Genomic DNA, 11,705 nt, shown 5'->3' on the forward strand with positions numbered 1-11,705 from the left:
CCTGTATGTCAGTTCGCCCCAGCCGTTTGTCCCCCCTGTCCCGCTCGTTGCGGCATATCGTGTTTGGTGCCGGTCTGTCGCTGTGCAGCGTGCCACTGTTGCAGGCCGCTGATGTCGGCAGCAAGGCGTATCACATTGCCCCGAGCGCGCTGGAAACCGCACTGAATCAATTCGGTCGCGAAGCAGGTGTCCTGATTTCGTTTGGTTCGCAAATCACCAGCGGTCTGCAGAGCCGAGGGCTGGAAGGTCAATACACCCCTGAGCAGGGGCTGGCGGCGTTGCTCGAAGGTACCGGCCTGCAAGCCAGTCCCGATGGCCAGAATGGCTTTACTCTGCAACCGGTTAGCGCACAGGGTAATGGTCCGATTGAGCTGGGGGCATCCAACGTCGTCGGTGACTGGCTGGGCGAGGCGCAACAAACTGATGTCTTCGAGCATCCAGGTGCGCGGGACGTGATCCGTCGCGAGGAAATCGAGCGCATGGGTGCAAGCTCCGCACGCGAAGTGCTCAATCGCATCCCGGGCGTCAACGCTCCGGAAAACAATGGCACCGGCAGCCATGACATGGCGCTGAACTTCGGCATACGCGGCCTCAACCCGCGTCTTGCATCACGCTCGACGGTGTTGATGGACGGTATCCCGGTGCCCTTCGCGCCTTACGGTCAGCCGCAGTTGTCCTTTGCCCCGATCAGCATGGGCAACATGGATGCGGTGGACGTGGTTCGCGGTGGCGGCGCGGTGCGCTACGGCCCGCAAAACGTCGGCGGTGTCGTCAACTTCGTGACCCGTGCCATCCCTGACGAACCCACCCTCAAAGGCGGCTTCCAGACCGAAACCAGCCCTTCTTCCAGCCACGATGGTTTCAAGACCACGGGCAACGTACTCGCCGGTGGCACCGCCGACAATGGCCTGGGCGGCGCGATTCTGTACACCGGCGTGCGCGGCGGCGACTGGCGCGAACACAGCGACACGCAGATCGACGACCTGATCCTCAAGGGTAAATACCAGATCGACGAAGCCAACAGCGTTAACGCCATGGCTCAGTACTACGAAGGCGAGGCAGAGATGCCGGGCGGCCTCAACGTTGCCGATTACAAGGACGACCCGTACCAGTCGACGCGCTTGAAAGACAAGTTCTGGGGCCGTCGTACCATGGTCAATTTCGGCTATCGCTACGAAGAAGACGCGCGGGTTTTCACCGCCAATACGTTCTTCACCAAAACTCTGCGCAGCGGTTATCTGGAACAAGGCAGTTTCGTGTCGCTGTCGCCTCGCGAGTACTGGGTCCGCGGTCTGGAAACGCGCTTCTCTCAAGGCTTTGCACTGGGTGAAACCTGGCACGAAGTCGGCGTCGGTTACCGTTACATCAACGAAGCCGGCCATGAGATGCGTTACCGTGAAGACACTGTCGATAACGTCCTGCCGACCACTGGCAGTCGTTTCGACCGCGATACCCGAGGCGCCACAGAAGCCAATGCAATCTACATCGATGACCGTATCGACATCGGCAAGTGGACCATTACGCCGGGTATTCGCTACGAGATGATCGACACCGCGCAGTCCGATAACTTCAACAACCGCAAATACCAGGGCGACTACAAAACCGCCCTGCCCGCGTTGAATGTGCTGTATCACCTGACCGATAGCTGGAACCTGTACGCTAACACCGAAGGCTCGTTCGGCAGCGTCCAATACAGCCAGATGTCCAGCCGCATCGCCGGTGGTGAAGTCAAACCCGAGAAAGCCCGGACCTGGGAATTGGGCACGCGCTACGACAACGGTAACCTGCGTGCAGAGATTGGCGCGTTCCTGATCAACTTCGATAACCAGTACGAAACCAACCAGACCGACAGCAGCGTGATCGCCCGTGGCGAAACCCGTCATCAGGGCATCGAGACCAGCGTCAACTATGCGTTGGCTGGCCTGAATCCGGCGCTGGCAGGGTTTGATGTGTACGCCACGTATGCCTTCGTCGATGCGACGATTCGTGAGGACGGTCCGAACAAGGGCAACCGCGTGCCGTTCGCGTCGAAACACAAAGGCACTCTGGGTGTGGCGTATACCGAAGGCCCATGGAAGCTGAATCTGGACAGTTCGTACCAGAGCGACCAATTCGCCGACAACGCCAACACCCAGGCAGAAACCGCCAACGGTGCTGCGGGCAAGATCCCGGGTTACATGTTGTTCAGCACCCGCGCTGCTTACGACTTCGGCCCGCAATTGTCTGATCTGAACGTGGCCGTCGGGGTGAAAAACATCTTCAACCACGAGTACTTCACCCGCTCGTTTGACGACAACAACCGCGGCAAATATGTCGGCGAACCGCGCACGGTGTATGTGCAGACTTCTGTGGCGTTTTGATACATCGCGTCGCCTGCATCGCTGGCAAGCCCGGCTCCCACAGTGATCGCATTCCCCCTGTAGGAGCCGGGCTTGGTCTGGGCGGCATTCCGACGATGAACGATAACGCGGTGTGGCTTATGACTGCGTCTCATGCATCGCGGGCAAGCCCGGCTCCCACAGTGATCGCATTCCCCCTGTAGGAGCCGGGCTTGGTCTGAGCGGCACTCCGACGATGAACGATAGCGCGGTGTGGCTTATGGCTGCGTCTCATGCATCGCGGGCAAGCCCGGCTCCCACGGTGATCGCATTCCCCCTGTGGGAGCTGAGCTTGCTCGCGATGAACGATTACGCGGTGTGGCTTCTGCCTGCGTCTCATGCATCGTCGGAATGCCGCCCAGACCAAGCCCGGCTCCCACAGTGATGGTCTTACCAACGATACGTCGCACTGGCCTGCACGGTGCGTTGCGAGCCATACCAGCACCAGCCGTAACCGCTGCAGGACGCGACGTATTCCTTGTTGGCCAGGTTGGTGACGTTAAGCGCCAGGCGCAGGTTGTCCATCGGGTTGTAGAGGCTTGGAATATCGTAGTGCGCTGACGCGTCGAACAAGGTGTAGCCAGGCACCTTCAGCGAGTTGGCAGTGTCACCCCAGGTAGAGCCGACATAACGCGTACCACCGCCAACACCGAAGCCTTTCATCTGACCGTCACGGAAGGTGTAATCAACCCAGGCGGAGGCGGTATGACGTGGAATAGCCACAGATGTCTTGCCTTCAGCCGACTCGGTCGGACCGTTGGCAATGCCACTTCCCGGCGACACAACCACGGTGTTGTTGGATTTGGTCGTCCTGTTGTCCAGATACGCATAGGCCGCCGTGATGTCCAGGTTATCACTCAGGCTCGCCTTGCCTTCCAGCTCGAAACCTCGGGACTGCACCTCACCGGATTGCACCTGACACCGTGCACCGTTACACCGAGGCGCTGGATCCGGGTCGGGGGTCAGCACATTGGTTCTACGCAGATCGAAGATCGACGCGGTGATGAAGCTGTTGCTCCCTGGTGGCTGATACTTGATACCCAGTTCGTACTGCGTGCCTTCGGTTGGATCAAACGGTTTGTCACCTAAACCGGTGCCCGATTGTGGCTCGAAGGATTCGGAATAGCTGATGTAGGGCGCCAGACCGTTATCGAACAGATAGACCAGCCCCAGCCGTCCGGTAAAGGCTTCAGCCTCGGTCGCGCTTTTGGTTTTAACACCGGAGGCAATGGTCGTAGAGCTGTTAGTACTGTCTGCCCAGTCATAACGACCTCCGGCAAGAAACACCCATTTGTCCCATTTCATCTGTTCTTGCAGATACAGGCCTTTTTGTTGGCTGCGGCCTGTGGCGTCGGTGAGATAAGGTGGCACTGTCACCGGGCTGCCATAGACCGGGTTGAAGATATCCAGAGGAGCCCCGGAAGAGCCTAATCCGCCGGACGCTTTGGTGTGAGTGCTAGTGTTTTGATAATCGCCCCCAAACAGCACAGTGTGTTGCAAAGGCCCCGTGGCAAATTTAGCCTGGACCTGATTATCAATGGTGTATGAATCGATATTGGCATCAGTCGCTATGACGCTTCGGTTCAAGGTGCGGAAATCCGATTGGAGAGAGCTGTTGTAGATGCTGCGATAGAGCCCCTCACTGCGCATGTATCGAGTGTTCTGACGGATCGTCCAGACATCATTCAGGTGATGTTCAAAGAGGTAACCAAGCGCGTAATAATTACGGTCGCTTTTCTCGAAATCCTTCTCCCCGTCATAAAAATCGACGTCGATGTCACGACCGGTCGGGCTTCTCAATACCGAACCAAACGCAGGAACGGCACCATACGAAGCACCCTTCGGATCAGCCTGGTAATTAGCCAGCAGCGTCAGCGACGTATCCTCACTCGGACGCCAGGTAAACGCCCCGGCGATGGACTGGCGGCGGGTTTCCGTGTGCTCGACCTGCCCGTCGGCATCGTCGTATAAACCGGAAAGCCGGTAGGAATACACACCCTGATCATCAATCGGGCCGCCGAAATCGAAGGTCGTGCGCTTCTTGTTGAAGGTGCCATACGTCAGGCCGATTTCGTGAAACGGGGTTTCGGTCGGCAGCTTGCTGACCATATTCACCACACCGCTGGGGCTGGCCTGGCCATACAACACGGACGACGGGCCACGCAGGATTTCGACGCGCTCCAGATCAAATGCATCCTTCTGCGGTGAAGCATCTCGGCTGCCCGGCATGCGCAGGCCGTCCAGGTATGTCGCAGGCGAAAACCCGCGAATGCTCAGCTGATCCAGACGCGAAGCGGTCGCACCGCGTGTCTCCGGTACAACGGCTGCGGTGTAGCGCAGGATCTGATTCAGGCTCTGCGCGCCCTGCGCAGTCATCTGGTCCTTGGTCACGACCGAAATCGACTGTGGTGTTTCAATCAACGCGGTGTCGGTCTTGGTCCCGGTACGGCCGCGGGTGGCCACGTAACCGGCAACTGGCCCCGAAGCTGTTTCGCTGCGCCAGGCCCCCTGAATATCCGTCGCCCCCAACTCCATGGCCCCTGCCACGGCATCGGGTACGGCTTCAATGCGATAACGATTGGCCGACAATGCCGTTGCCCGTAAACCGCTGCCTGCCAACAAGCGCGCCAGAGCGACATTAGTATCGAAATCGCCCTGCAAGCCAGGGCTGCTCTTGCCACGAGTGAGAGCCGGATCGAAGGCCAGCGCCAGACTCGCCTGCTCGGCCAGACTGTTCAGTGCCTGGCTCAGATCACCGGCCGGAATCGAAAAATTTCGCACCGATGCCTGCGCGTTCGGCACGGATTCAGCAGCATTAAGCGGCGCGACGGCGAACGCCATGACGACGGCCAGAGCCAGTGGTTGCAGAGAATGGACAGCGCGTGACATGGACGATCCTTGGCTGGGAAATGAAGTACTCCTAGCCATGACGCACGCGCAAGGAAAACAGACAGTGAATGAGATGGATTAACATTCAAATACTGCACGCCTGATTTTTTGCCGCGAAATATTTCTTTCACGCCGGGGTTGAATTGTTCCTCGAGAAGCGCCAACACTGTGACTGAGGCGGACAAAAATGAACCTCCTGAACAGGAGCCCTGTCCGATCTCACAAGAGCAAGCCTTAGAAGGGAACAACTATGCAAATCCAGGTCAATTGCGATAACCACATCGAAAGCAGCATCCGACTGGAGGAGTGGGTACGTACCACTGTTGAAAGCACGCTCGAACGTTACGAAGAGGATCTGACCCGCATCGAAGTCCACATCCGCGATGAGAACGGTGACAAGCCCGGCCCGCATGATATGCGCTGCCAAATGGAAGCCCGACCAAAAGGTCACCAACCCATCTCCGTAACTCACAAGGCCGACACCCTGGATCAGGCCGTAGATGGTGCCGCAGTCAAACTTGATCATGCCCTTGAGCATCTATTTGGCAAACTGCGCAAAAAGCGCGCAGGAGCCCCGGTCGTTGACGACTCAGAGCTTGAATCGGAAAACCCCGACGCTCTGTTGCAAGAAGAATTTCTGGAGAAGGAGCAGGAAAAAAGCGTCGCCCAACTGGGTTGAGCCACGCATTAACCTGAATCACATTACGACCTCTTGAAAGAAGGGCGGACTTGCACAGCAGGTCCGCCCTTTTTCGTTTTCGGCTTTATCTGGCTGGAGTGACCCTCACGAACAGCGGCGTGTAGTGCTCGACCTTGATAGGCAGGTTATCCGCCAACGTAGCCAGAGCAGCGTCGGTGTCATCAAGACGGAACACACCGGAGACGCGTATCCCGCGAAGCGCCTCTTTATCAAACTGCAGAACGCCATGCCGCCAGGACTCAAGGGCCTGCAACACCTCGACCAGTGGCCGGTCATCCGCTTTGAGCATACCGCGCGTCCACGCAGCCGGATCATCATTGCCGATGGCTGTGGGTATCTGTACCACACCATCCTTGAGCATCGCCCGTTGACCGGTGTTGACCCGAACGTCGGTCGAGCGATCAGCATTGGCGGCGATCGCCGACTCGAGCACGCTGACCTGAACTGAACCGTCCTGCTCTTTACGCACCACAAAGCGCGTACCCAGCGCCGTTATGGTGCCTTCACGCGTCTTGACCACGAACGGTCGCTGCGGGTCTTTGGCGACCTGCACCCACATTTCACCGCGGTACAACTCAATGACGCGCTGCCGTTCGTCGAATTCAACGTCCAGTGCCGAGCCGCTATTGAGCTGCAACTCACTACCGTCGGTCAGCAAAATCTCACGCTTTTCGCCGGTTTCAGTGCGTTCGTCAGCCAGCCAGGCCGGCCCCTGATCAACACTGAACCAGCCAAAAACCAGCACACCCAACAAGGCAATAGCCTGCACCGGGCGATGGGAAATTCTCCGTTTGGCCGGGGGAAAAATCTTGCCCAATGCCTTCCTGGCGGGCTCGACGGGCAACTGCTCGAAGATGCCCATGACCGCTTGCATGCGGGTCACCGCCAGTGCATGCCGAGGGTCTGCATGACGCCATGTGTTGAAGGCCTGCCGGTCAGCGCTGCTCACGGCATCGTCCTGCAGCAACGCCAGCCACTGCGCGGCCTGGCCGATCATCGACTCCGAGGGTTCGTGCTCTACATTCATGACATGTGGCCCGAACCATGCACAGTCTTATAGCAATGCACCAATACGCTGGCCATGTACTGCTTGACCATGCTGGCGGACACACCCAACACCTTGGCGATTTCGTTGTAGCTCAAACCGTCCAGACGGTTGAGTAAAAACGCTTCGCGGGGTTTGGGGGGCAAGCCCTCCAGCATTCGGGAGATTTTTTCCAGCATCTGCAGGGCGGCGTGAATCGCCTCAGGGCTGGGGATATTGGCATCGTCGGCGCTGAGAGCCAACGCCTCTAGGTAGGCATGCTCGATCTTGCGACGCCGGGCACCGTCGATCAGCAGACGCGTGGCGGTGGTGGTCAGGAATGCACGAGGCTCTTTAAGGTTTTGCGGTTCAGCGAGCGTCAGGATTCGGATGAAGGCGTCATGAGCAAGGTCAGCCGCACGCTGCGAACAACCGAGCTTTTTACGCAGCCACCCATGCAACCAGGAGTGATGGTCACTGTAGAGGGCAGTAAATTGCCGGTGACGAAGGATCAGGTCGTCATCGGGTGCAGGAGTGTCGCGCATGTGGCAATGCTTCTTAAACACGAAAAATTATCATTAACGCGGAAGATGCCATTATTCAGTCACAACGGCAAGCGCAGGAATTTTCCGATTTTTCACTCAACCGTCGAGAACTAAAGGGTCAAACGCCCAGTCAATTTATGCAGTCCCTACTGGCAGGTACCGAAAATGGATAATCCTTTTCAGCAGATTACCGACGTATTTCATCCTGACTACCGGGTGAACCTGAGCATTCAAGGCCTCGACGGCAGCATTATGCTGACGCTGTCGAATGAAACGGGTGTGGTCGCCAAACGCTTGATCAGCGCCGCGCAGCGCAACGATCCCAAGCGTTTGAAGCGATTGATCGAAAGCGTGCAATTCGGTATCGCAATCGAGGAAGGTCACAGCGCTATCAAGATCCTGGCGGCCATGACCGACGGCGACGTGAAACGACTTGCGCCTCCACCCTCAAAGCTCGCTAATCTGCTGGCGACCCGCCCGCCAGTGTCGGTGGGGATTTGATGCCGGTTGAGTGCCTTTAAGCCTGTTTACGATAAATCATCACACCCCCATTCAGATCCTGCTGACGTCGACCGGCAGCAGGATCTGGATCTTGCGTGCGCATCGCCACACGCCTGAATAGCCCGCACCTACTCCTCCCCTCCCCGTCGTTCTCAGGCTGATGGCTCGCTTGTCAGGCACCCTTTCGTCTTCAGTCACTGTTCAGGCGAGGTACAGACAAGGATTGTTACAACATTACTGAGACTAGGTTGTTGGGTGACAGGATCCTCCTGTCGCAGCGTCACTCCACCGACGGATAACTCCGAGGAGGCAACATGTTCTTGCGTTATGTGGCACTGATTGCACTGATAACAGTGGCGTCCGGTTGCGTAGAAGAGCGAATCGTCCACCAACGAAGCCCGGTGCACCACGAGTACGTTGAGGTCGTGGCACCACAAGCCCCGCCTGAGCGCATTGTGGAAGTCGAACCCGCACCTCGACCAGGCTATGTCTGGGCACGCGGTTACTGGCATTGGGATGGAGCCCGTTATGTACCTGTGCGAGGCCATTGGGAAGCAGAGCGCCCTGGCTATCGCTATGAGCATCCGCACTGGGAACGAGCAGGAGATGGCTGGCATTGGCATGCCGGCGTGTGGCTTAACTAGCTATTGATAACGCCTGTCCTGCAAGGCCAATAGGCCAGGCAGGACACGCAATCCCATCCCCTCAGCTTTCCGACTTGTCCTTCACCGACGGAAAGCGCGACGAAGCAAATCGCACCACCAGAATCGCAAACGCCAGCAGCAGAATCCCGCCGCACAGGTAGATGATCCCCAGATCAGGCGGCGCATGATGGGACACGTCGCTGATCAGCAACCGCGTCAGAGCGGTGATTGCAACGTAGATCAAGAATCTGATTGGCATGTGGTTGGTCTTGAAATAAATACCCACCATCGCTCCAAGCTCCAGATAGATGAACAGCAGCAGAATGTCATCAACGCTGACGCTGCCTTTGCCGATCATCTCTATGAAAGCCAGGATCGCGCCGTATGCCGTGATCGCCCCAATCCCGAAAAGTGCCAGGTAATGGAAAGCCTCTACGCACAGATTGCCAAGCGAATCTGCTTGATCGTGCAGAGTCTTGCGTAGCTTTTCAGCCCATTTCAGTTCTGACATCTTCAACTCTTCCTGTACAAAAATTGAGCAACACTTACCGGTCAATATAATGCCGCTTTGTAGGTGAAGCCTCGTGGCGCGTGATTCTCAAGCAGGAACGAGGCCATTCGCCAGGGTTAAGAGCGCGGCGGGTTGTCGCAAGGCACACGAAGGGAGTAAAAAAGATGCGTGTTCGCCACTATTCAAGCCGCGACGATTGGCTTATGCTTACAACTGTATAAACAACCAGTATTCGCAGAACCAGATCTTGCATCGTTGCAGGTCGGCATTTTGACCTGCAATACAAGCGTTGACCGTTTCACAAGCACAACCGGGGGCGTTCCCCTCCAATACTGCACCTGATTACGAGGCCTCACATGGCTGTTGAAACCCTATATCGCAGTACCCGCGACTTGGAGACTACATTCGTGGATCGTAAACTCGCCGATGCACACGACCAGATGCTCGAACTGGCAGAGTCGCTGACCGAGATTCTGATGAAGAACGTACCGGGCCTGACCGAGAAACAAGCTGAAGACACCAGTATCTTCATGGCTAAAAACCGCGTTGTATTTGCCGCTGCGTTCAAGAACAACGCAAGTGCGCTGGCCGAGTTGGGTCAGGAAGGCTGAATTCTCACAGGCCTTCAGGAGCTCATGAACAATGCGATGCAGCGATAGCGTGTTGCCTGACACGCCGCCATCGCGGGCAAGCGCGCTCCTACAAGTCTCCGGTTGCTGCGCGACAGCGCGGCTGTCTGGACGACGGTGACGCTCTCATCAAACGAAATGCAAATTAATGGATTGAAATGCATTTTCTGTAAGAGCTGCCGAAGGCTGCGAAGCATTTCTCCTCATACACCGCGATCGCAGCCTTCGGCAGCTCCAGATCCAATGTTTGCCACGAGACACAAGGCAATCTCCTGCAAAAATAGTGGCATCCAGATTCACCAACACCAAAGCAATTGAGAAGCAGTCTCATCCATGATAGCCTCGCCGACACATTATCTGTGGCTGCCATGGGCGGCGAACTTTGCTTTTCAGAGCGTTTTGCCGTGCCCGATAAAGCCGCCAGGCTTAGCCTCTATCTTGCCCATCGTCCTGCGTTGATCAACTACGCCAAAGGGGTCTTGGGCGATCGAGCGAGCGCGGAAGATGTAGTGCAGGATGCCTTTCTGCGTTTCAGCGAGGCGACCAGCGCGGCACTGGAACAGCCCGCAGCTTATCTGTATCGAATCGTGCGCAATCTGGCGCTCGATACCATGCGCCGTCAGAACAGCGAAAACCGTCAGCAGCAGAGTCCGCCGCAATGGATGCAGCCCGGTCAGTTGCACTCTCCCGAACAGCAGTTCCTTCAGCAAGCAGACGTCAGTCGCGTAGCCGCGACCTTTGCCGACCTGCCTGAACAAACGCGTATTGCCGTCGAGATGCACCGGTTGGGTGGTTATACTCTGCAGCAAATCGCCAGCCACCTGAACATTTCGCTGTCCATGACTCACCGTCTGGTACGCGACGCCGTGGTTCAGCTGGCCTCCAGTATCGAGGTTGAACAGCCTGTTCAGGCCGTTCAACGCAAGGAGCGCCCACGTGCATGAGTTGACGCCTTCCAGGGCCAGCCTGGAACAGGCCAGTGACTGGTTACTGGAACTTCAGGCTGAACCCGCACGCTTCGAAGAATTCGATCACTGGTTGCATGCCAGTCCAGAACACCTCAGCGCCTGGGCTCAGGTCAATCGCGCCTGGTCAGCCATCGAGCAGCCCTCGACCACAGCCCACTGGCCAGCCTCCACAGCAGTCGTACAGCTCAAAGCTTCGCGCCGTAAATGGTCGATGCTTGCAGCAGCCTGCGTCTGCGTCATAGCCGTGGGCGTCGCGTGGCTGAACAACCCGGACTGGCAGGCTGACTACCACACGGGCACCGGGGAAACCCGTGTTGTGCAGTTGTCCGATGGCAGCCAACTGACCCTCGCCGCGCGCAGCGCCGTAGATGTGGATTACAGCGGCAACACCCGACACATTACGTTGCTCAGCGGTGAAGCACTGTTCGACGTGGCGCATGATGCCCGCCGCCCTTTTCAGGTCGACGCCAGTAACGTGGTTATCAGAGTATTGGGGACATCGTTCGACGTGGCGCGCAGTGAGACAGGTACCAAGGTCGAAGTCCGCGAAGGTGCAGTCGGGGTCAGTGCAAACGGTTCGCCCTATCGCCTCGGCGCAGGCCAGCGCCTGTGGTTCGACGCCCTCCAGGGTACCGTTCAGCAAACCGCAATTGCTCCCGACGAAGTCGCGACCTGGGTCAGCGGCCAGCAGTTTTTCGAAAACGCTACCGTGCAGGAAGTCGTCGAGCAATTACGCAAATATCAGCGTGGCTGGATTGTGATCGGTGACAACGCATTGGGGCAGAAGCGAGTGACGGGGCTTTATGATCTGCGCGATACGCAACGGGCGTTGCAGGCTCTGGCCAAGCCGATTGGTGGCACGCTGGTGCGCTATTCGCCATTGTTGACGGTGTTGAAGTAAAGGCTGACAAACTCG

At 57.4% G+C, this 11,705-nt stretch carries 11 protein-coding genes; 7 read left to right on the top strand and 4 right to left on the bottom strand.

All coding sequences use genetic code 11. The features are described from left to right. The first annotated feature begins 5 nt into the window (after positions 1-5). Positions 6-2,360: a TonB-dependent Fe(3+) dicitrate receptor FecA gene (gene fecA, locus AO242_RS22710; RefSeq protein WP_099270447.1), complete on the top strand. Its 2,355-nt coding sequence runs from the start codon at positions 6-8 to the stop codon at positions 2,358-2,360. A gap of 408 nt (positions 2,361-2,768) precedes the next feature. Here fecA and AO242_RS22715 read toward each other — a convergent pair whose 3' ends face one another. Continuing rightward, positions 2,769-5,267 (bottom strand): TonB-dependent siderophore receptor, encoded by a 2,499-nt coding sequence (locus tag AO242_RS22715; protein ID WP_099270448.1) that lies wholly within the window; start codon positions 5,265-5,267, stop codon positions 2,769-2,771. 250 nt (positions 5,268-5,517) lie between these two features. Here AO242_RS22715 and AO242_RS22720 point away from each other — a divergent pair, with 250 nt between their 5' ends. Then, on the top strand, positions 5,518-5,946 hold the full coding sequence (locus AO242_RS22720) for an HPF/RaiA family ribosome-associated protein (protein WP_027899583.1): 429 nt from the start codon (positions 5,518-5,520) through the stop codon (positions 5,944-5,946). An 85-nt stretch (positions 5,947-6,031) separates the two neighbouring features. Here the strand turns inward: AO242_RS22720 and AO242_RS22725 are convergent, their stop codons facing one another. Further along, on the bottom strand, positions 6,032-6,994 hold the full coding sequence (locus tag AO242_RS22725) for a FecR family protein (RefSeq protein WP_099270449.1): 963 nt from the start codon (positions 6,992-6,994) through the stop codon (positions 6,032-6,034). After that, positions 6,991-7,536, bottom strand: a complete 546-nt coding sequence (locus tag AO242_RS22730) for a sigma-70 family RNA polymerase sigma factor (RefSeq protein WP_099270450.1) — start codon at positions 7,534-7,536, stop codon at positions 6,991-6,993. The genes AO242_RS22725 and AO242_RS22730 overlap by 4 nt, the downstream gene beginning before the upstream one ends. A gap of 165 nt (positions 7,537-7,701) precedes the next feature. Between AO242_RS22730 and AO242_RS22735 the strand changes: the two genes are divergently transcribed. Both AO242_RS22735 and AO242_RS22740 read left to right on the top strand, forming a co-directional pair. Further along, complete coding sequence (locus tag AO242_RS22735; RefSeq protein WP_027899580.1) at positions 7,702-8,037, top strand: DUF3509 domain-containing protein; 336 nt, start codon at positions 7,702-7,704, stop codon at positions 8,035-8,037. Positions 8,038-8,351: 314 nt separating this feature from the next. Beyond that, entirely contained in the window at positions 8,352-8,681 is a 330-nt protein-coding gene (locus AO242_RS22740; protein ID WP_099270451.1) for a YXWGXW repeat-containing protein, read from the top strand. 61 nt (positions 8,682-8,742) lie between these two features. On the opposite strand, the gene AO242_RS22745 is transcribed toward AO242_RS22740, so the two are convergent. After that, complete coding sequence (locus AO242_RS22745) at positions 8,743-9,192, bottom strand: phosphate-starvation-inducible protein PsiE (RefSeq protein WP_027899578.1); 450 nt, start codon at positions 9,190-9,192, stop codon at positions 8,743-8,745. 356 nt (positions 9,193-9,548) lie between these two features. On the opposite strand from AO242_RS22745, the gene AO242_RS22750 reads away from it, so the two are divergent. From AO242_RS22750 to AO242_RS22760, 3 genes are all read left to right on the top strand, one after another. Beyond that, positions 9,549-9,803, top strand: a complete 255-nt coding sequence (locus AO242_RS22750; RefSeq protein ID WP_027899577.1) for a YebG family protein — start codon at positions 9,549-9,551, stop codon at positions 9,801-9,803. Between the two features lie 386 nt (positions 9,804-10,189). Further along, on the top strand, positions 10,190-10,765 hold the full coding sequence (locus AO242_RS22755) for a sigma-70 family RNA polymerase sigma factor (protein WP_241154061.1): 576 nt from the start codon (positions 10,190-10,192) through the stop codon (positions 10,763-10,765). Next, the gene (locus tag AO242_RS22760) at positions 10,758-11,690 is read left to right on the top strand and encodes a FecR family protein (RefSeq protein WP_099270452.1); all 933 of its coding nucleotides are present in this window, start codon (positions 10,758-10,760) and stop codon (positions 11,688-11,690) included. Before AO242_RS22755 ends, AO242_RS22760 begins: the two co-directional genes overlap by 8 nt. Positions 11,691-11,705 lie beyond the last annotated feature (15 nt).

Source organism: Pseudomonas sp. ICMP 561, assembly GCF_002699985.1.
Lineage (GTDB): Bacteria > Pseudomonadota > Gammaproteobacteria > Pseudomonadales > Pseudomonadaceae > Aquipseudomonas > Aquipseudomonas quasicaspiana.

Coding starts and splice junctions, on each gene's coding strand:
- fecA (WP_099270447.1), top strand. CDS start 6: ATGTCAGTTCGCCCCAGCCGTTTGTCCCCCCTGTCCCGCTCGTTGCGG.
- AO242_RS22715 (WP_099270448.1), bottom strand. CDS start 5,267: ATGTCACGCGCTGTCCATTCTCTGCAACCACTGGCTCTGGCCGTCGTC.
- AO242_RS22720 (WP_027899583.1), top strand. CDS start 5,518: ATGCAAATCCAGGTCAATTGCGATAACCACATCGAAAGCAGCATCCGA.
- AO242_RS22725 (WP_099270449.1), bottom strand. CDS start 6,994: ATGAATGTAGAGCACGAACCCTCGGAGTCGATGATCGGCCAGGCCGCG.
- AO242_RS22730 (WP_099270450.1), bottom strand. CDS start 7,536: ATGCGCGACACTCCTGCACCCGATGACGACCTGATCCTTCGTCACCGG.
- AO242_RS22735 (WP_027899580.1), top strand. CDS start 7,702: ATGGATAATCCTTTTCAGCAGATTACCGACGTATTTCATCCTGACTAC.
- AO242_RS22740 (WP_099270451.1), top strand. CDS start 8,352: ATGTTCTTGCGTTATGTGGCACTGATTGCACTGATAACAGTGGCGTCC.
- AO242_RS22745 (WP_027899578.1), bottom strand. CDS start 9,192: ATGTCAGAACTGAAATGGGCTGAAAAGCTACGCAAGACTCTGCACGAT.
- AO242_RS22750 (WP_027899577.1), top strand. CDS start 9,549: ATGGCTGTTGAAACCCTATATCGCAGTACCCGCGACTTGGAGACTACA.
- AO242_RS22755 (WP_241154061.1), top strand. CDS start 10,190: ATGGGCGGCGAACTTTGCTTTTCAGAGCGTTTTGCCGTGCCCGATAAA.